Origin of the sequence: Methanoculleus horonobensis, from assembly GCF_001602375.1 — an archaeon.
Classification (GTDB): Archaea; Halobacteriota; Methanomicrobia; order Methanomicrobiales; family Methanoculleaceae; genus Methanoculleus; species Methanoculleus horonobensis.
In genome coordinates this window covers 302,097-320,422 of record NZ_BCNY01000015.1, presented here as the reverse complement: position 1 = coordinate 320,422, position 18,326 = coordinate 302,097, and the positions used below count along the sequence as shown (strand labels likewise).

Annotated in this window: 24 protein-coding genes; 9 read left to right on the top strand and 15 right to left on the bottom strand. The window is 63.2% G+C overall.

Annotated features, from left to right (window positions below):
- Positions 1 to 21 precede the first annotated feature (21 nt).
- The 4 genes from MCUHO_RS09255 (at position 22) to MCUHO_RS09240 (ending at position 2,756) form a co-directional block, all read left to right on the top strand.
- Positions 22 to 1,254, top strand: a complete 1,233-nt coding sequence (locus MCUHO_RS09255) for a BaiN/RdsA family NAD(P)/FAD-dependent oxidoreductase (protein WP_067077318.1) — start codon at positions 22 to 24, stop codon at positions 1,252 to 1,254.
- A 181-nt stretch (positions 1,255 to 1,435) separates the two neighbouring features.
- Positions 1,436 to 1,984 (top strand): transglutaminase-like domain-containing protein, encoded by a 549-nt coding sequence (locus tag MCUHO_RS09250; protein WP_067077313.1) that lies wholly within the window; start codon positions 1,436 to 1,438, stop codon positions 1,982 to 1,984.
- A gap of 34 nt (positions 1,985 to 2,018) precedes the next feature.
- Positions 2,019 to 2,294 carry a pro-sigmaK processing inhibitor BofA family protein gene (locus MCUHO_RS09245; protein WP_067077309.1) on the top strand — a complete coding sequence of 92 codons (276 nt, stop codon included), beginning with the start codon at positions 2,019 to 2,021 and terminating at the stop codon, positions 2,292 to 2,294.
- A 282-nt stretch (positions 2,295 to 2,576) separates the two neighbouring features.
- Positions 2,577 to 2,756, top strand: coding sequence for a hypothetical protein (locus MCUHO_RS09240; RefSeq protein ID WP_067077305.1), 180 nt, complete (start codon positions 2,577 to 2,579; stop codon positions 2,754 to 2,756).
- A gap of 3 nt (positions 2,757 to 2,759) precedes the next feature.
- On the opposite strand, the gene MCUHO_RS09235 is transcribed toward MCUHO_RS09240, so the two are convergent.
- The gene (locus MCUHO_RS09235; RefSeq protein WP_067077301.1) at positions 2,760 to 3,704 is read right to left on the bottom strand and encodes a ketopantoate reductase family protein; all 945 of its coding nucleotides are present in this window, start codon (positions 3,702 to 3,704) and stop codon (positions 2,760 to 2,762) included.
- Between the two features lie 115 nt (positions 3,705 to 3,819).
- Here MCUHO_RS09235 and MCUHO_RS09230 point away from each other — a divergent pair, with 115 nt between their 5' ends.
- Positions 3,820 to 4,650 carry a restriction endonuclease gene (locus MCUHO_RS09230; protein WP_067077297.1) on the top strand — a complete coding sequence of 277 codons (831 nt, stop codon included), beginning with the start codon at positions 3,820 to 3,822 and terminating at the stop codon, positions 4,648 to 4,650.
- A gap of 2 nt (positions 4,651 to 4,652) precedes the next feature.
- On the opposite strand, the gene MCUHO_RS09225 is transcribed toward MCUHO_RS09230, so the two are convergent.
- Positions 4,653 to 5,537, bottom strand: coding sequence for a metallophosphoesterase (locus tag MCUHO_RS09225; protein WP_067077293.1), 885 nt, complete (start codon positions 5,535 to 5,537; stop codon positions 4,653 to 4,655).
- Between the two features lie 88 nt (positions 5,538 to 5,625).
- Positions 5,626 to 6,291, bottom strand: coding sequence for a hypothetical protein (locus tag MCUHO_RS09220; RefSeq protein WP_067078812.1), 666 nt, complete (start codon positions 6,289 to 6,291; stop codon positions 5,626 to 5,628).
- A 200-nt stretch (positions 6,292 to 6,491) separates the two neighbouring features.
- Here MCUHO_RS09220 and eif1A point away from each other — a divergent pair, with 200 nt between their 5' ends.
- Positions 6,492 to 6,818, top strand: coding sequence for a translation initiation factor eIF-1A (eif1A, locus tag MCUHO_RS09215; protein WP_084385982.1), 327 nt, complete (start codon positions 6,492 to 6,494; stop codon positions 6,816 to 6,818).
- Positions 6,819 to 6,900: 82 nt separating this feature from the next.
- Here the strand turns inward: eif1A and MCUHO_RS09210 are convergent, their stop codons facing one another.
- The 6 genes from MCUHO_RS09210 to MCUHO_RS09185 are packed head-to-tail and all read right to left on the bottom strand — an operon-like array spanning position 6,901 to position 10,588.
- On the bottom strand, positions 6,901 to 7,656 hold the full coding sequence (locus tag MCUHO_RS09210) for a DUF7289 family protein (RefSeq protein ID WP_235808269.1): 756 nt from the start codon (positions 7,654 to 7,656) through the stop codon (positions 6,901 to 6,903).
- 18 nt (positions 7,657 to 7,674) lie between these two features.
- On the bottom strand, positions 7,675 to 8,121 hold the full coding sequence (locus MCUHO_RS09205) for a hypothetical protein (RefSeq protein ID WP_067077280.1): 447 nt from the start codon (positions 8,119 to 8,121) through the stop codon (positions 7,675 to 7,677).
- Positions 8,102 to 8,485, bottom strand: a complete 384-nt coding sequence (locus MCUHO_RS09200; RefSeq protein ID WP_067077276.1) for a hypothetical protein — start codon at positions 8,483 to 8,485, stop codon at positions 8,102 to 8,104. The genes MCUHO_RS09205 and MCUHO_RS09200 overlap by 20 nt, the downstream gene beginning before the upstream one ends.
- Positions 8,473 to 8,988, bottom strand: a complete 516-nt coding sequence (locus tag MCUHO_RS09195; RefSeq protein WP_067077272.1) for a DUF7288 family protein — start codon at positions 8,986 to 8,988, stop codon at positions 8,473 to 8,475. Before MCUHO_RS09195 ends, MCUHO_RS09200 begins: the two co-directional genes overlap by 13 nt.
- Positions 8,982 to 10,001: a hypothetical protein gene (locus tag MCUHO_RS09190; protein WP_067077268.1), complete on the bottom strand. Its 1,020-nt coding sequence runs from the start codon at positions 9,999 to 10,001 to the stop codon at positions 8,982 to 8,984. Before MCUHO_RS09190 ends, MCUHO_RS09195 begins: the two co-directional genes overlap by 7 nt.
- 23 nt (positions 10,002 to 10,024) lie before the next feature.
- Complete coding sequence (locus tag MCUHO_RS09185; RefSeq protein WP_067077265.1) at positions 10,025 to 10,588, bottom strand: hypothetical protein; 564 nt, start codon at positions 10,586 to 10,588, stop codon at positions 10,025 to 10,027.
- A 248-nt stretch (positions 10,589 to 10,836) separates the two neighbouring features.
- On the opposite strand from MCUHO_RS09185, the gene MCUHO_RS09180 reads away from it, so the two are divergent.
- The gene (locus tag MCUHO_RS09180; RefSeq protein ID WP_067077261.1) at positions 10,837 to 11,478 is read left to right on the top strand and encodes an FmdE family protein; all 642 of its coding nucleotides are present in this window, start codon (positions 10,837 to 10,839) and stop codon (positions 11,476 to 11,478) included.
- Between the two features lie 11 nt (positions 11,479 to 11,489).
- Here the strand turns inward: MCUHO_RS09180 and hisG are convergent, their stop codons facing one another.
- Positions 11,490 to 12,362 carry an ATP phosphoribosyltransferase gene (hisG, locus tag MCUHO_RS09175; RefSeq protein WP_067077257.1) on the bottom strand — a complete coding sequence of 291 codons (873 nt, stop codon included), beginning with the start codon at positions 12,360 to 12,362 and terminating at the stop codon, positions 11,490 to 11,492.
- A 45-nt stretch (positions 12,363 to 12,407) separates the two neighbouring features.
- Complete coding sequence (locus MCUHO_RS09170) at positions 12,408 to 13,670, bottom strand: DUF1015 domain-containing protein (protein ID WP_067077253.1); 1,263 nt, start codon at positions 13,668 to 13,670, stop codon at positions 12,408 to 12,410.
- A gap of 84 nt (positions 13,671 to 13,754) precedes the next feature.
- Here MCUHO_RS09170 and rimI point away from each other — a divergent pair, with 84 nt between their 5' ends.
- Complete coding sequence (rimI, locus tag MCUHO_RS09165; protein ID WP_067077248.1) at positions 13,755 to 14,219, top strand: ribosomal protein S18-alanine N-acetyltransferase; 465 nt, start codon at positions 13,755 to 13,757, stop codon at positions 14,217 to 14,219.
- 101 nt (positions 14,220 to 14,320) lie between these two features.
- Here rimI and MCUHO_RS09160 read toward each other — a convergent pair whose 3' ends face one another.
- The 3 genes from MCUHO_RS09160 to hmgA form a co-directional block, all read right to left on the bottom strand.
- Positions 14,321 to 14,536 carry a HepT-like ribonuclease domain-containing protein gene (locus MCUHO_RS09160; protein ID WP_235808232.1) on the bottom strand — a complete coding sequence of 72 codons (216 nt, stop codon included), beginning with the start codon at positions 14,534 to 14,536 and terminating at the stop codon, positions 14,321 to 14,323.
- A gap of 112 nt (positions 14,537 to 14,648) precedes the next feature.
- Positions 14,649 to 14,846 (bottom strand): nucleotidyltransferase family protein, encoded by a 198-nt coding sequence (locus MCUHO_RS13010; protein WP_235808231.1) that lies wholly within the window; start codon positions 14,844 to 14,846, stop codon positions 14,649 to 14,651.
- A 244-nt stretch (positions 14,847 to 15,090) separates the two neighbouring features.
- Positions 15,091 to 16,299: a hydroxymethylglutaryl-CoA reductase (NADPH) gene (hmgA, locus tag MCUHO_RS09150; protein WP_067077240.1), complete on the bottom strand. Its 1,209-nt coding sequence runs from the start codon at positions 16,297 to 16,299 to the stop codon at positions 15,091 to 15,093.
- A gap of 44 nt (positions 16,300 to 16,343) precedes the next feature.
- Here hmgA and MCUHO_RS09145 point away from each other — a divergent pair, with 44 nt between their 5' ends.
- Positions 16,344 to 17,264, top strand: a complete 921-nt coding sequence (locus MCUHO_RS09145) for a class I SAM-dependent methyltransferase (protein WP_067078810.1) — start codon at positions 16,344 to 16,346, stop codon at positions 17,262 to 17,264.
- A gap of 668 nt (positions 17,265 to 17,932) precedes the next feature.
- On the opposite strand, the gene MCUHO_RS09140 is transcribed toward MCUHO_RS09145, so the two are convergent.
- The gene (locus tag MCUHO_RS09140) at positions 17,933 to 18,325 is read right to left on the bottom strand and encodes a Zn-ribbon domain-containing OB-fold protein (RefSeq protein WP_067077237.1); all 393 of its coding nucleotides are present in this window, start codon (positions 18,323 to 18,325) and stop codon (positions 17,933 to 17,935) included.
- Position 18,326 lies beyond the last annotated feature (1 nt).

Here is an 18,326-nt window from a genome sequence, read left to right as displayed (position 1 = left end):
TGGAGGCGACCGATCAGTACCGTGAACGAGACCATCGCGATCATCGGAGGAGGGCCCGCCGGGCTCTTCTGCGCCCTGCAGGCGGCAGGAGAGGGACGAGACATCGTCGTCTTCGAGAAGAAGCCATCGCCGGGCAGAAAACTCCTCGTTGCCGGGTCGGGGCAGTGCAACATCACCCACGACGGCGAAATAGCCGACTTCCTCTCCCATTACGGCGACCACGGGGCGTTCCTCCGGCCCGCGCTCATGAACTTCACCAACCGGGATCTCGCCCGGTTCTTCGCCGGCCGGGGTCTTCGCATGGAGACCGAGCCCGGGGGGAAGGTCTTCCCGGAGACCCGGAAGTCCGCCGACGTCCTCGCCGTCCTCCTCGCGGAGTGCGCCGCCCGCGGGGTGGAGGTACGGTCTAGCGACCCCGTGCTGGCCGTCGAGCGCGATGACGACGGGTTCCTGGTCACGACGAAGACGGGCACCACCCGGGTCGGCACCCTCGTCATCGCCACCGGCGGTGCGTCCTACCCCGTCACCGGCTCGACCGGCGACGGCTACGCCTTTGCCCGGGCCCTCGGGCAACCGGTAACAGAGACTGCCCCGGCGCTTGCCCCGGTCTACGTCGAGGACTACCTGTTCGCCGACCTCGCCGGGATCTCCTTTCAGAACCTCACCCTCTCCGTCTACCGCGACGGAAAACGCGCCCGCCAGCATACCGGCGACCTCCTCTTCACCCACACCGGACTCTCGGGCCCGGGCATCCTCGACCTCTCCCGCGCCGTCCGCCCCGGCGACGTGCTCCGGGTCGCGTTCCTCTCCGGGGCAACCTCGGAGGAGGTCAGAAAGCGCCTCGCCGACGCGGTCGCGGCGGGCGGGGCCCGGCAGGTGAAGACCGTTCTCTCCGGTCTTCCCCTCCCCGAGCGGTTCGTCCGGCGGCTCCTCGACCTCGCCGGGGTTTCGGCGGAAGAGACCTGCGCCCACCTCGGAAAGAAGGCCCGGAACGCGCTCGCCGCATCGATCGCGGAGTTCCCGTTCCGGGTGGCGAGGCTCGGCGGGTTCAACGAAGCGATGGCGACGCGGGGCGGGGTCGCTCTCGAGGGGATCAACCCAAAAACGATGGCATCGAAGATCGTCCCTAACCTCTACTGCATCGGCGAGGTGCTCGATATCGACGGCGACACCGGCGGCTACAACCTCCAGGCCGCATTCTCCACCGCAGCACTCGCCGCCCGGCACATCGCCGGCGGTAACGCCTCCCGGTGACCGCAACGACCCTGGTTCTCCCGATCCCGCACCCCGAGATCCATCTCTCGCGTGATGCGCGCTCTACCCTCTTCTCCCGACCATAACCCGGTAAATCACGTATCCGCCATATATATCTCAGAAAGAAAAATAGAAGTCCTGATATATCTGGGACTTCATTAAATTATATTGGGAAAATAACGTGGTTTGGGGCATTATTAACGCGATTTTCCTCCTCTCCCTCCTCATCCCTCAGGGGCACCTGATCTATGACGGCGGAGGAGGGGATAGCGGGTTTGAGACTGTCGGAGAAGCAGGGGCGGATGGAATCGCCCTCCTCTCCAAACCCCTCACGGCAGATACCGGGGACGCCCTCGTCGACCAGGTGGGCCGGAGAACGTTCGCCTGCGTCGATGGTGCCCCTCGCCTCTTTCCGACGGGCCTCGACGCGACCCTTGCCCACGGGGTGGGCGACTGCACCGACCTCGCGCTCCTCCGGACGGAGGTTCTCCGGCGAAACGGCGTTGCCGCCCGTCCGGTTCACGGCATCATAATCTGGGATACGGAGGCGTTCCGGACAAATGCCCTCCACGTCGAGTTCCTCGGGAAGGGTGTTGCCGTCCACGACTGGGTCGAGCTCGGCGACGGCCGGACGATGGGCGCTTACGAAGGGGATCCTGCGGTGCGGTGCGTGAAGATCGGCGAGGGGGTCTGCTTCCAGCCTGTCTTCAAGTCGCTCGGGTACCTCTAGGAACGTTCAATACCGGGCGCGTCATACGCACGGTATGAGCTTACTCACGGGACTCCTGGCTCTGATCCTGGTGATCGTTCTTGCGTTCGTCCTCTACAAGGTCGTAAAGAGCGTCACCACCCTCATCATCAACGCCGTCGTGGGCGTGATCCTGCTCTGGCTCATCAACCTCCTCGATCTGATGCAACTCGTCGGCCGGCCTGACATCCCGATAAACATCCTTACCGTCCTGATCTGTGCAATCGGCGGGGTCTTCGGCGTCCTCGTCACGGCGGTGCTGCACCTCCTCGGGATACCGCTGACGCTGTAAAGCCGACGCGGCAGGGGCGGCAATCGGCGCGATAGCCCGGGCGGACTCACCGATCGTCGGGCCGAACCGCCCGGCATCGACCCCGCTCTCGACCGTCACGGCCGGGGGGACGAACCGCATTCCCCTCACCTGAAGGCTCCTTCTCACGTTCTCGACGGCGTTCTCCGCCCCGGAACCGCCCTGGTATATGAGGATCATCACCCCCTGCGGGATCGCGCACGCATCGCATGGAGAACCGCAGGACGCGGAACCATCATAACCCTCCGCCGATAAGATCTGGGCATGCAGGAATACGGCCCCGGCATCGTCGGCGAAGTCCGGTTCGCCCGCCAGGACGGCGGTTACTATGTAGATCTCTACGACCGGGAAGGGAATGCCGTCGGAAAGACCGGTTTCTGGACGACGGAAGCAAAAGCAAAAGAGGCGGCCCGGAGGCTCGCCGCGAAACTCGCCGGGGAGTGAGCGTCACCGGCCGTCCGGGTGCGCCTCGATGTAGCGGACGAGACCGGCGATGCACCGGTTCTGCGGCGTTGGGATGCCGTGGCGTTCGCCGAGGCGTGCCACGCAGCCGTTGAGGAGATCGATCTCCGTCCGGCGCCCCAGCCGGAGGTCGTGGTACATGGAGGGGTAGACCGCGGCGAAGTCGGGCACCTGCACGCCGAAGAGGTAGTCAAGGTAGTCGTCGGCGGTCGCCCAGGGGAGCCGCACCCCTTCGGCACCCGCGACGGCGAAGGTCTCGCGGACGAGGCCGTCGACGATCCCGCGGATCTCCTCGTCGGCGGCCACCCCGACCGGGGCGCGGAGGAGGGCGCAGATCGGGTTCACCGCAATGTTGAGGAGGGCTTTCGCCCACTTGCCGGCGCGGATATCGGGTTCGGCCTCGACCGGAATCCCGGCGGAGCGGACGATTCCGATCAGCCTCTCCAGAACCTCATCGTCGCCGCCGGACCAGAGCCCGAACCGCATCGGGGCGCTCTCGCTCAAGACCCGGACGTGGCCCGGGCCCGCGATCGAGAAGTTCGTCGTCACGGTTCCGCCGATGACGGTATCGGTGTACTCCGCGATGATCCCCTCGTTCCCGATCCCGTTCTGGAGGCTTGCCGTCGGCCTGCCCCGGATCGCCCCGGCGTACTCCTCACAGATCGCCCGGGTGGCGGTGCCCTTCGCGGTGATGATGATGAAATCGACCGCCGATGGAACGTCGGCCGGCCCCGTGACCGGTATAACCCCCCTGACGATACCATCTCCCCAGACCCCCTCCATCGTGAGGCCTCGTTCCCGTATCGCGCCGGCATGCACCGGCCGGCAGGCCGCGTAGACCGCTCCAGCCGCGGCAAGTCTCCCGGCGAGGGCGAGGCCGACCGCTCCCGCGCCGAGGATCAGGACAACCGGGCGTTGCAGTGACTCCATCGTTCTCGTAGGTGCTGTTGGATCTGAAAGACGATAACGGTGTACGCTACAGCCCGGAGCCCCGGGAACCCGATAGCGAACGCTTTTCGTCCCGGATGCCGAGGTATCGTATTGGATGAAGCACGTCACGAAGGTCGACGGCGGCCGGCAGCCGTTCGATCGGCTGAAAGTGCAGCGGACGCTCCGAAGGATGGGCGTCGGCGCGGAGGAGGCCGAACGGATCGCCGGTGAGATCGAGGCGTCGGTGCCGGACGGGGTGAGGACCGCCGCAGTTCTCCGGATGATCCGCGCCCGGGCAAAGGCCGTCCGCCCTGCAGTCGCGCACCGGACGAACCTTCGGAGAGCGCTCGCCCTCCTGCGCCCGAAACCGGACTTCGAGGAGTTCGTGCGGGTTCTCCTCCGTGAGCACGGTTACCTGGTCGAAACCGGGTGCGTTCTCGCCGGGCGGTGCGGGGAGCACGAGGTGGATGCCATCGCACAAAAAGACGGCGTCACCATCTTTGTCGAGGTGAAGCACCACGCAAGCCACCACCGGGTGACTGGTCTCGACGAAGGCCGGATCGCCCGGGCTATCATCGAAGATCTTCAGGAGGGGTTCCGGTCGGGACGGTGCGTCGTTGCGATCGACGGCGCCCTGATCGTCTGCAACACCAAACTCTCGGAGCACGCGAAACGCTACGCCACCTGCCGGGGGATCGGGCATATCGGGTGGGATTACCCGGAGGAGCAGAACCTTCGGACGATGATCGAGGAGACGCAGTCTTACCCGATCACGATCGTTGCCGGGGTGAGCCGGTCGGTCTCCACCAGATTGGCCGCCGCCGGGGTCGTCACCGCAAAGCAGGTCGCCTACGGTGACGCCGCGACCATCGCCCGCGATGCGGGCATCCCCCTCAAGGAGGTGCTGCTGATCGCCGGGCGGGCGCGTGCCGTTCTCGAACCGTGAGATCAGGCGATCGCCCGGAGTTGCTCCCCGGTCGGGTTTATCAAAACGATCTCGGGCTGGCAGTTGAACCGGAGTTCCACCCCCGCGAGACTCGATGTGCAGATCCCGCGGGAGACATAGGTCGGCGTCTTCCCGTCGCCATCAAAGAGGCCGGTGAGTTCGATGACGCCGAGGTCGTTCAACTGCTTGATGACCGGGAAGAGGAACTGGCCGCCGTGGGTATGGCCGGAGAGGATGAGGTCGGCGTCCCAGTCCGCCCGGCACGAGGGTTCGTGGATGAGGTAGAGGGTGAACGCGTCCGTCGCCGGAACCTCGGGCGGATCCGCCATCCCTGCCCACCCGTCGTCGATCCCGACGATGACGATCTCCTCATCTCCTACGGGAACGCGGACGTATTCGTTCCTGAGGATGTTCACCCCGTTCTCTTCAAGCGTCGCGGCAAGTTCGTCGGCGAACGCGGTGTCGGCGGAACCGTCGTTTAAGCCCGAGAGATCGTAGGCGCCGGCGGCGACCACGGCCGACGCCCGGGTGGCGAGCGTCCTCTCGATGCCCGTCGGGCCGTCGATCCCCACCCGGTAGTCGTGGTTCCCGAGCACGGCGTAGGCCGGTGCGTCGAGCGACCTCCATACCTCCTGGGATGTGAAGTCTTCCTCCTCGCCGGTGGCGAAGTCGCCGCCGATCAGGACAAGCGTGGGGTTCAAGCGATTGACCTCGCCGATCACCTCCCGGACGTGGTCGATGTTGGATCCCTTGACGTGGGGGTCGGTGATGTAGACGATGCCTTCGGGTGCGCCGTCGATCTCAAGAACGGTCACCTCGACGGCGCGTGCTTCCCAGGCCATGTAGCCGGTCATGGAAGGAAGCACGATGAGCATGAGTATCGCCATATGTCGCGCGTTGGGGGCCTTCAGATTCACTATATTTTATTCAATCTTTTAGATATAAATACGATCCGCAGGATCGGATCCAACTGGGTCAACGGCTGCGAGCCGGATCGATCGGATCGCCCATGATCTCGGGAGGTTCCACACCGGGGGACGGTTCGGCGAAGAACCGGGTAAACCGATGCTCTTCACCCCTCGCGAAGGCGATAGCGGCGAAGACGGCGACGATCACCCCACCGACCAGATCGACGATGAGATCCGACATCGTATCGGTGTTGCCGAACTGGAGGTTCGTGCCGAAGACCTGGTCGACCGTAAACTCGTAGATCTCCCAGGCGGCCCCTGCCGCGAGCGTCGACGCCAGGATGAAGACGGCGATCGCCGGGCCCGTCAGCCGGATCTCACCCCGGCGTTCGGCGAGGAGCGCGAGAAAGAAGGCGATGAGCCCGACGGTTACCGAGGCGACGAGATGGGCCAGTTTGTCGTAGTAGGGCGCGAGAGTGAAGTAATACTCTCCGACATGCCCCATGACGTGGATATACAGGGAGGCGGCGACGAGGAAGTTGATCTCCCAGGGAAGGCAGAACCGCAGGTTTTTGGTCACGAGGGAGGGTACCATCGTCAGGAGAAACGCGAAGGCTGCCGCGAGTCCGAGGAAGTACTCTCCCGCCAGGATGCTCGAGGCTGCGGCGAGGAGTATGAGTCCCTGGACGGTATAGGCGAGGTAGATCCCGCGCGGGGGGTTTCGGCATGCCATGGGGACGCCGGATGGATACTCCCGGCAGATATACATAACCTTCCCGGCGGCAATCTCCCGTATTTCCGCCCGGACACCAACGCAACTAACCGGAGCGGGTGCGCCGCCCGTTGCGCTTGCGGGAGAATATTTGATATCCTAGCAGTTGTATAAATTGGACACACAAAAGACCGGACACTCAGAAACATGGGGTTGATGAACTGACAGATCCTACGAAGCGCAAGCCCGGATCCGCTGGAGGAGAATCGGGGGATGAAATTATCCGCGTGCGCCTGCCGAACAAGAGAAACCGGGAGATGTTCGGGAACGCCGAACTGATGCTGGGCGCAAATCATATCAAGATCCGCTGCTTCGACGGGGTGACGCGTACCGGGCGGATCAAGGGCAAGATCAAGAAGAAGGTCTGGATCCGGGAAGGAGACATTCTGGTGATCGTCCCCTGGAGTTTCCAGGACGAGAAGTGCGATATCATCTACCGCTACACCAAACCCCAGGTGGAATGGCTCCGGAAGAACCGGTATCTCTGACACCCTTTTTTACGTCATGCCTGTCTGCCCGGTGAAGAGTCGGGCAGCGGGCAAAGATCTGCTGTATCAGGTTCAAAAAAGTTTAGATGTCGTGGATCTTGATCCTGTACTCTTTTATGACAAGTGTCTTGACATCGTTCCGTTCGTAGTAACTGTTAAGCGCGGACCTCTGCATTCCGACCGAGGCGCCGGTCAGGTAGTTCTCCCACGCCGTCGAGTAGTCGCCCGACGGACTGCTCGTATACTCCACCGTCACGTTGTCTCCGGGCGCAACAGGGATCGACTGTGTCTCGGACCCCTCCAGGCCCATCCTCACCGTCGTCATCCCGGACTTCGCCATCAACGTGTCGGTGGTGATGTTCATGATGTAGATGACAAGCGTATCCGTGGAATTATCGTAGAACCACCGCGGCTCCGCAAGCATCGCCGACCCCGTCGCCCCGTCCTGGCGTATCATCACCGCGCCGTTCTCAAGGGTGGTCACCGCGGTGCCCCGGTCGGATCGGTAGGTCAGTGCACCTACGGTGTAGTTCTTCTGGAACAGGGTGGTGCCGTTCGTGACGTTGATGAAGCAGCCGTACTGGCTGGCGTTGATCACCTCGAACGTCCCGCCGCTCACCTGGAGCGATGTCTCCTTGTAAGGCACGTTCTTGAAGCAGAGGCTCTTCATATCGTTCTGGATGACGATCATCGCCCGCTCCATGTTCTTTACGTCGGTGTTGCTCTGCTCCTTGACGAGCACCGGGTAGCCGTAGAGCGTGACGAGCCCGATGCCGCTGATGACGATTCCGAGGATCAGGACGAACCCGACTGCCTCCGATACCGCCTTATCATTCATCTTCACGGTTATCTTCTCCTAAACCCCGCTTGAGTCATAGTGGATCATGTTCCATCCCGCGCCGGTGGTGTTGCCGGTGACACCCCTCGTCGCTCCGATGCCGGCGATGGCGATCTGGCTCTGGATGCCGCCGCCCTGCACCTGGATCACCTGGTTTGCGCCCGTCATGTCCGCGTTCACGAAATAGTCTGCTCCGGCCACGTCGTCGGGGATATCGAACTTTGTCGCTATCGTTCCGTTGCCGGGCGCGATCACGTAGAGATCGACGATCCGGGTGCTGACTCCGTTCCCGATATCCACGAAGGCGTGGTAGCGGAGATTGTTCGCCGGCCCCTCCATGAAGACCGCGTTGACGGTGAAGATCATGACGACCATCAGGAGGAGGAGCACGCCGCTGACGATGACGTACTCCATCAGCCTCGTGACGCCCTCCTCGTTCGGCGGCTCAGTAATACACGTTCTCATCGTACTCCGTCACCCCGTTGTAGTAGTGGATGGTTATCGGGTACAGGTAGTGATCGGAGACCTCCACCTGCGATTCAACCGAGAAATTGACCACGGCGTTCTTTCGTTCGAGGGAGATCATGGCGATGTCCTGGCGAACCGCCCCGGTGGTGCCATTGTCAACGCTCCCGAACGTATCCGTATAGTCAAAGACAGCCTCCCGCAGGTCCCGGATATCGTTCTTCGGGAACTCGAGCACCCCTTCCGCGGTCGTCTGCCCGACGAGCGCCGACTGGTTGATGATCAGCGCGAGGAAGAAGAGCCCCACGGCGACGAGAAGCCCCATCAGCACGATCCACTGGCCGTCCTCGTTCATGCACGCCATAGCAGCACCTCCACGAGGACGGCCTGAGGATCTGTTCGCATGTCTCCGGGCATACCTAGGAGGCTCCCATCCAGTTGCACCCACCGGGTCACCCGGACGGTGTTCTCACGCCCGGTGAACTCCGCGTCCGCTGAAGAGAGCGGGGTTGTGTTTACGCTGCCGCTCGCTGTCCTGTAGGAGAGGTAGGCCTGGGCCCTGAGGTTGGCGTCATCGCTTCCCGCCCGCATCTTGCAGTAGTCGAGGAATCTGTCCTTGAGCGTATCGCCGTCCGGGGCTCCCCCCTTTACGAGCGTGGTCAGTTGACTCTCGCTCCCATCCGCATCCGGTGTATCCATCATCGCGAGGACGTCGCTCCCGAGTTGTTCGAGCTGCATATCCGGGATGTGCGTGTCGCCGGGGGTGTAGATGCTCGTCGTGCTGATGACGATGTACACGGTGAGCAGCATGATGAGCCCGGCCGCGACGCCCTCCATCGTGTAAAGCTGGCCTCTGTCGTTCACCATATCGCCACCTCCAGGACAGCCGGCTTCAGGTCGAACCGGGTGACGTTTGTCTGGTTGTAGTCGTAGTGGTGGATGCCGGTGATATGGGTTTGCGGGGGGTTGTTCTCGAAGTTAAACCGGATATCCAGGATGCTGTTCTGGTCCAGGGTGAAGATCGAGGTGGCCGCCGGTTTCAGGACCAGGGAGATGTTGTTGGAGACTTCAGCCCCCGGTTCGAGGTCGTCAGGGCCCCCATCGAGGAAGAGGGTATAGAGATCCGGATCCTCCGTGTTGTAGGAGAACGGAATCCTGGTGAACCGCGGCATCGGCGCCGTCGGATCCATCTTCCAGAACGTCACGTTCTTGAGCGTCGCGCTCGTGGCGGAATGTGTCACGTTCAGGTAATCATCGAAGTCCGTGATCGTGATGTTCACCGGCTCGGTTCTCGGGTCGACCCGGTAGGCCGGGTCGACGGATGGGTCGAGCAGCTGGCTGAAGTTGAGTCGGACGATGAACTCCTGGTTTGAGGTGGACGACGTATATTGCGGTGCAAAACTGCCGTTGATCACCGCCGTGCTCGGCTCCTTGATCTTCACCGCCCGGCGGATGTAGCCGTGGCCGGAAGGGGGAGTGCCGCCGGTTGTGTTGTTGTATGTCCCGTCCGCACTCCGGAGCGAGAAGTTATATGAGTAAGGAATATCGCCGAAGATCGCCTTGCCGCGGTAGTCGTCCTCGGTGAAGAAGGAATTGAAGAAGGCGTTGACCTTCGTCGAGAGGAGGATGTTCGGGGTCTCCTTCGAGACTGCGAGCCCCATCCGATTGATCTCGTCCTTATATGCCTCGGTCTTCATCTCCCACGGCGGGTAGACCGGCCAACCGGGATCCTCGGCGAGGATCACCCCTGTGCGGTAGGCGACCGCGTCGTAGTCGATGCCGCTGCTCTGGAGGCCCGCAAGGAGCCCCGGCACCATGCTCACCACCATGATCAGGGAGAGCATGAAGATCGTGAACCCCGTGAGGAAGTCAAGCGACATCACGCCGTCGTCGGTTGCCGATTTTATACGATCACCTCCCCGTTATCTGCCCGGAACGCGAGAACCTCTACCCCGGCGTTCGAGCGAATCGTGACGGTGTAGACCCCCTCCGCGAGCATGATATCGACCGTGCTCGCATCGAGGCGCACCATCGCCGGCCGGATCGCACCTTCCTGCGCTGCGAGGAAGTCCTCCGGGGAGAGGATCCCGGTCATATTCACCTCGTCATCGGGCAGGGGAGCACGAAGCGAGGTCTCCCTCCAGCCCGTGATGCCGGAGGTCAGCCAGCGCACCTCTTCCCCGTCCTTAAGGCCGATGGCCCAGGCGGCTGCCCGGCCGTCGAGGGTTACGCGGTTCCCGAGCACCTGGTGCATCGTGGTGCCGGTGATGTTCAGGCCGCCTTCGACCCTGAGGATATCGAGTTCCGCGAGAGCCTCGGTGAGGGTGTAACCTTCCGGCTCCGGCAGATCGATGGAAGTGATGCCGCCGCCCGATGGCGGCGGCGAGGATGTGTCGAGACAGCCACACGCGGTGCAGAGGATACAGGCTGCGGCAAGCAGGGCTAGAACTCCCCCGGGAACTCTCATGTAAAGCAGTCATTATACCCGAGGGCATATAAATAACCACCTCTCTTACATCTTCAAAGATCTGCCCACGAATCGTGATATTGGAAACGTGCAGACGGGCTAATGCAAAAATATTTCGTTCCGGGCGCAGACTCTCCGGATGGGGTGGTTCCGCCCTTATATGCCGGGCGTACCGGGCCGCGGGGTCCGGCGCGCTATCGTAACATATATCCGCGAGTTCGTAACAACAGCTCATGCAGGGTAAGCATATGTGTAGTACCATTCCCCCCGGCAAGCCGGGAGAAGCAGGTGACCGGTTCGCCGAAGCGGCCGCCTTCCACGGCCACGTCTGCCCCGGTCTCGCGACGGGCTACCGGGCGGCAGAGGTCGCCCTCGCGCGGCTCCGCTCCGGGCGCTCGGAGGATGAGGAACTCGTAACCATCGCCGAGACCGATGCCTGCGGCGTCGATGCCATCCAGGTTCTCACCGGCTGCACCGCAGGAAAAGGAAACCTCCTCTTTAAGGATCACGGCAAGCACGCGTTTACGTTCATAAATCGTAAAACCGGGGCCGCAATCCGCGTGGTCTCGAACCCGTCGTTCAACATCGACTCGCTCGACCCCGGCCTTGCGCCGCTCAGGGCGCGGGTGATGCAGGGGGTGGCAACCGATGCGGAGCATGCCGAGTTTCATAAGCGGACGGAGAAGATCGTCGAGGCCATCCTGAAGGCGCCCGCCGAGCAGCTCTTCATCATCCGCGAGGTCGATGCCGAGATCCCCGAACGGGCCCGGATCTTTTCGTCGGTGGCGTGCGCGAAATGCGGCGAAATGACCGCCGAATCCCGCGTCCGGGTCGAAGACGGGAAGTTCGTCTGCTACGCCTGCTCGCGGGAGTATTCCCGGCGTGAGTGAGGCGCCAATCCTCACCGCACTATTTTCGCGATCGGGATCTCGAGGATATCTTCGGCACCCGCGGCCTTGAGCGGCGGGATGAGGCCGTTGACGAGCCCTTTCTGCACCACCGTCTGGATACTGAAGTACTCGATGCCGTGCAGCCTGCTGACGGTGGGCTTCTTCATCGCGGGGAGAACCTCGATGACGCGGTCGAGCGCGGCCGACGGCACGTTCATCGTCAGGAGCACCTGGTGGCGTGCCTCGATCACCCCGAGGAGGAGGGTCGTGATCTCGTCGATCTCCCGGCGCTTCTCGGGGTCGCGGAGCGAGTCGCGGTTCGCGAGGAGCGCGGTGTGCGACTCCATGATCTGTCCGACGATCTTCAACCCGTTCTTCTTGAGCGTGCTCCCCGTCTCGGTGAGGTCGACGACGACGTCCATCAGATCGGGAACCTTCGCCTCGGATGCCCCGTAGGACGGAAAGAGGCTGACCGGGATCCCGAGGTTCGCGAAGAACCGCTCCGTGATCCGCGGGTACTCGGTCGTCACCCGGCTCTCCGGGCGGATGGCGGCGACCTCCTCTACCGGTTCGTCGCGGTGGACCGCGACCACGATCTTGACGTTCCCGTCGCCCGTCTTGCTGTAGGAGAGGTTTGCAACCTCGGCGACGTCGGCACCGCTCTCCTGCACCCAGTCGAGCCCCGATATCCCGAGGTCGAAGTAACCCATCTGAACGTAGAGCGGGATCTCCTGCGGCCGGAGGATCTTCACCTTCCCGATCCGGGGATCATTGATCCGGGGGTTGTAGTCGCGGTCGGTTCGCCGGACCTCGAGGTCCGCCTCCTTGAAGAGCTGGAGCGTCTGCGCCTCAAGGCTCCCCTTCGGGAGCGCAATCGTGATCATAAGAGATGATCGGGCAAAAAGGAGTTAAAGGTGGTGATATGGATTTTAGTCGATGGTGTGGACGACAAGCCCCGAGAGGAGTTTCGGCTCGAACCAGGTGGATTTCGGGGGCATGACACCGTCGCTATCAGCGATCGCGAGCACCGTCTCGACCGGTACCGGCTGCATCGCTACCGCGAAGGCGTATTTGCCGGTGTCCACGAGCCGCTCGAGTTCATGGAGGGGTTTTGCCCCGCCCATGTAGTGGAGCCGGGGGTCGCCCCGGGGGTCGGAGATCCCGAGCATCCCTTCGAGGACATCTTTCTGGAGGACCGAGACGTCGAGCGACCCGATCAGGTCGTCGGGGTCCGCGACCGGCCGGGAGACCTCGTACCAGGTTCCTTCCAGGTAGAAGTGCATGACGTGCACCGGCGCATCCTGGGCCGTGAGCGGCTGGATCTGGTAGCCCGCTGCGTCGACCTTCCCGTAGGGGCGGACGGTCCAGCCGGCCGTTAAGAGCGCATCGATGAGCCCCGGAAGGGTGTAGCCGCCGAGGTCGGTGACAAGCCTGCTGTAGCCGTGGATGCGGACGCGGTCGTGAGCGAAGAGGACCGCCATGAACTTCCCGGCCTCTTCGGTGAACCGGCCAACGCTGCGTCGCCTCTCCGCCACGTTCACCGCCGATTTGGCCCGGTGGTGCCCGTCCGCGATGTAGGTCTCCGGCACCGCTGCAAAGAGGCCCTCAAGGTGGGCGAGGGCGGCCTCATCGGCGATCCGGTAGACTTCGTGGAGCACGCCCGATGCGGTCGTGGTGCTCCCGTCGGGCTGGACGCCGTCGATGAGGGAGTGGAGGTGTGAGAAGACCTCGCCCGGGTCACGGTAGAGCAGGAATACAAGGCCGGTGTTGGCACCGACGACGTCGATGTGCCGGGTCCGGTCTTCCTCCTTGTCGTACCGGGTGAGTTCGTGCCGCCGGATCGTCCGGTTCTCGTAGTCTTCTGTCCCCACGCAGCAGACCAGCCCGACGAACTCCTCGCCGTCCTGAATCGCCCGGTAGACGTACATCCCGTCTTCCTGGTCACGCTGCATCAGGCCGTCTGCGAGCATCCCGTCGAAGACCTCCCGCGACCGCAGGTAGACCCGATCGTCGTTTGAGGGTATTTCGGGGAGTTCGGCATCCGGCCGGCTGACCCGCAGGAAGCTTAAGGGATTCTTCTCGATGCATTCCCGGGCCTCTTCCGCCGTCACCACATCGTAGGGCACGGAGGGGATTTTTTCGGAGTACGGCCGCCCCGGACGGACCGCTGCGAAACGATAGATCTGAACCATAAATACCGCCACTCGTATGTGCCTACTATTTTGTCTCCTGACACTATATTAGGTAGGGCACTCCAGAAGGGAGAGGCCGAGACTATGATGCCGCTCCAACTCATTATTCGCCGGGCACAGCCCGCAGACATTCCACTGATCGTCGCCGTCGAGAGAACGGCCTTCGCTGACCCCTGGGACGAGAGGACACTTCAGGAATCCCTTGCCTACTATCCGGAGACGTTCTTCGTAGCAAAAAACAACGGTGACGTGGCCGGATTCGTCGCCGGAGGCATTGAAGACACCGGGGAAGAGATATACGGCCATGTCATGAACCTCGCCGTCGCCCCCGGGTACCGGCGCCAGGGAATCGGACGGAATCTCATCCGCCGCCTGGAGCGGGAGTACGTTGTGTTAGGTGCGAGCGCCGTCCAGCTCGAGGTCCGGGTGACGAACACCGGGGCGCAGGAGTTCTACCGCCGCCTCGGTTACCGCGAGGTCTTCCAGGTCGCCGCATACTACGCGAACGAGGAAGATGCCCTGGTCATGATGAAGTGGTTCAGGTTCTAGACGCGACGCTCCGCAAGGAGCGGAGCGGGAGAAAACGCGAAGCGTTTTCGACTTGCGACGGTTCGTAGAACCGGAGCCGCTCACTACCGCTCCACGTGCCCCTACTCCCCGACCCTGGACAGGATCTGGCTTTTCAGTTCCACCAGATCGTGTTCGACCACGTTCCAGACTGCATCGCGGTCGATCCCAAAATAGTGGTGAATAAGGACGTTCCTCATGCCGATGATCTCCGTCCAGGGGATTCCCGGGTTTTCGGCCCTGAACTCTGATGAAATCCCCCTTACGGCTTCCCCGATGATCTGAAGGTGGTGGATCACCCGAGACGCTACGCCATCTCGTCATCGTAGAAGTACTCGCGCCCTCGGGCCGATACTCTCTCAATCCGTTCGATGGCTTCGATAACATCCAGCAGCCGTTCACGATCATCTCTCATAACAGCCGCGCTTCCTGTAAGACCCTCGATCGGATACGCTCCCGAAGTCCCGCTTCGGTCACAACATCGACCGAACGACCAAGCAGGAGCGAGAGATCCATCGCAAGACCGCCCACGTCAAGGAGACTCCGGTCGGGATCGAGATCGATCAAGAGGTCGATATCACTGTCTTCCCTGGCTTCGTTTCGTGCCACGGATCCGAACACCCGCACGTTTCTGGCTCCCCTCCGGTGCGCAAGACACGATGGTTCATCAGAACCGGAGTGCGAGCACCGATTGGTGCGAGGATAAGATCTCATCCCGCTTCTGGATGAGAAGGGTATAGATATCTGCTCCCGGATTCATGCCCAAGAAGTACTTACGACGATCGCGCCTCTTAAATCTTCTCATGCACCCTTACTCCCCGGCACCACAGCAGCGCCGGGGAGCACCCGGCCGTCACCCTCGCCCGTGCTCCTGGTGTGCCCGGGCAAGGTGCTGGGCCGCGAGGGCGCCGAGGAGGGAGAGCTCGCCGGCGAGCACCCCGGCGGCGATGATCTCCCCGAGCGCCTTTGCGTGGGTTCCCGGCGGCTCGCCACCCCCGGCGACCCCGAGCATCGCGAGGCACTCCTGCTGGGTATCGACCCCTGTCCCGCCGCCGACTGTTCCCACGGGGAGCGACGGGAGGGTGACCGAGACGTAGACCCCGCCGTCCACCCGGTCGACGGTGGTGATCGCGGTGCTCCCCTCGACGACGTGGGCGGGGTCCTGCCCGCAGGCGATGAAGGTGGCGGCGACGACGTTTGCCGCGTGGGCGTTGAACCCGAACGAGGCTGCCCGCGCCGAGCCCACCAGATTTTTCCTGTAATTGACCTCGATGAGCGTCTCCGCGTCGGTCTTCAGGAGATCCACGACCATCGCATCGGTGAGCCGTACGCCCGCGACCACGGTCTTCCCCCGGCCCCTGACCAGGTTGATCGCCGCCGGTTTCTTGTCGGTGCACATGTTCCCGGATGTGGCGACGAGCCGGGCCCCGGTCTCCCGCTCGATGAGTTCACCCACATTCTGGCCCGCGATCGTCGCCATGTTCATCCCCATGGCGTCTTTTGTGTCGAGTTCGAGCCGGACGAAGACGCTTGTACCGGCGACGTAGGTGGTGGCTTCACGGAACTCGCCGTGCTTCGTGGTGCTCTCGACAGCCTCGCGGATCTCTCTGGTGTGGCTCTCGACCCAGGCCGCTACATCGTGGGCGTGACCCACATCGCGGGCGGCGAAGACCGGCGCCCGGGTCATCCCGTCCCGCATGATCCGGACGTCCGCGCCCCCCGCCCGGGTGATGAGGGAGCAGCCGCGGTTCACCGAGGCGACGAGTGCCCCTTCGGTCGTCGCGAGCGGGAGGTAGTAGGACCCGTCGGCGTACTCGCCCTTCACCCGGAGCGGCCCCGCGACACCGAGCGGCACCTGCACCGTGCCGATCATGTTCTCGATGTTGCGCTTCACGACCCGGTCAAGCCCGATGGTGAACGACCCGACCTTCGGGAGGGCGGTGCCGGTCTCCCCCTCGACGAACGCCCGGCGCACCCGGACGGCCTCCTCGGGGGGGAGCTCCTTCTCGAGAGCGTAGAGTTTGAGAGACCCGTCTTTCAGCCTCTCGATATACTCATCCATGAATAAGTATGAGAACTCATACCTAAAGATGGCTGGTGGTCGATGTGGGAGAAGAACAGTGGTGCCTTGCGGTGCCGAGACGAGAGGCTGAAGGGACGCGGCGCCGGCTGCTCGAGGAGGGGCTCCTCGACCGGCGGTTCCGCCCGCGTCCGGAGGGTGACGCCATCCTCTTCCCGGTGACGGAGGAGGTTCCGGGTGCCGTCCGGTGCGAGTTCGAGGCGGTGCCGGAACGTCTCGACCTCCCCCGCCACGAGCTCGTGGGCGGGATTGCCATCATGCAGGAGAACGATTCCGGGGGCGCAGAGCGGCTGCTCGCCTCCCGGCCGTCGCTTGAGACGGTGCTCTTTCCCGAGACCGCGGTCGAGGGGGAGTACCGCACCCGCCGGTTCTCCGTCCTTGCAGGAGTCCCCACCACCCGCACCCGGGTGACGGAGTATGGTCACTCCTTCGATGTCGATCTCTCCCTTGCCTACTTCTCCGCCCGGCTCTCGACCGAGCGGCAGCGGATTCTCGGAGCGATGGGAGAGGGAGAACAGGTGCTCGATATGTTCGCCGGTGTCGGGCCGTTCGCGATCACCCTCGCCGGGAAGGCGGGGATCGTCGTCGCCGCCGACCTCAACCCCGCCGCGGTCCACCTCCTGATCGAGAACATCGCGCTCAATCGGGCGGGTAACGTCATCCCGATGCTCGCCGACGCCGCGCACCTCCCCCGGCTCGGGCTTCCTCCCTTCGACCGGGTCGTGATGAACCTCCCCCTCGCCGCGCCGGAGTTCCTCCCGGCGGCGGCCGCCCTCTGCCGGGACGGCGGCACGATTCACCTCTACGCCCTCGAGGAGCAGGAGGGCGAATACCTCCCCCTGATCCGCGAGGTTACCAATGGCGAGGTCGTCGAGCGGCAGGTCAGGACCTACTCGCCGGGGAAGTGGCACGCGGTGTATGATATCGCCGTGGAGAAAGGGGAGTGAGGAGGTTTGAGGAGTGCAGCCCCTGCATCCTCAGTGATCGAATATCTTGCTCTTTTTGCCGACCTGGTATTTTCCTCCCGCGCTCTCCATCGCCCATCGCATCATGGGAGAGCGAGATTGCGAGAGGGGCTGCTCCTCTCGAAGACCTTTGGTCTTCTCAAGCTCCGGACGTTCCGTTCGTCGCACCCCGCGGGCCATCACATCTTGCAGACAGTCGTTCCTGGCGGAACATCGCACCTCGCACCTGGGGTCCCTGAGTTCCTATCCTTTGAATCTCCTATGGCTACATCTGGCACGGATTCCGTGGGGATATCATCTTGCAGGGGGAGGGGACAGGGGAGGGGGGAGCATCCCCCCTCCCCGTCAGCCCCACCTCGCACCTAACGGTGCTCACGCTCACTGCGTTCGCGCCTCGCACCTTCGGTGCTCGAACTCCGTCCTTTCAGGACGTCGTTCCCCCTATGGCGATACTCCCACGGAATCCGTGTAATGTGTAACCACAGGGCATCAGCAGGGTAGAAGGGCAGGCAGAGTTTGAGCATCGTAAGGTGCGAAAGAGAGCACCAACGCCCACACGGACTTCGCGTGAGCCAAAAAAGAAGTATAGGGCGTGATTCAATCCCGCGCAGAGCGCGGAAAAACCCTGTCAACCCGGAAGGGAGGTAGCGTTACTCCACCGGCACGAACTTCGTGCCGTAGTGGATGGTGCCGCTCTCGCCGTCCGCCGCTATCCGGCGGAAGACGCTTTTGACCCGCATCCCGATCTTAATATCCTCGATGGGACATGCGATCTGGGTGGTGAGCCTCGGCCCCTCGTCGAGTTCCACGACCGCGAGGACGTAGGGAGTGGTGTGCTCGAACTGGTCGCTTGCCGACCGGATCACCGTGTAGGTGACGACCGCTCCTTCGCCGGTGAACTTGTGGTCGACGATGTTGCCGCTCCGCCGGCAGTCGGGGCAGAGCGACCGGGGCGGGAAGAAGTGCCGCCCGCAGGTCGTGCACTTCGTCCCGACGAGGTTGTAGCGCTGCGGGATCTTTCTCCAGAACCGTGAAACCGACATG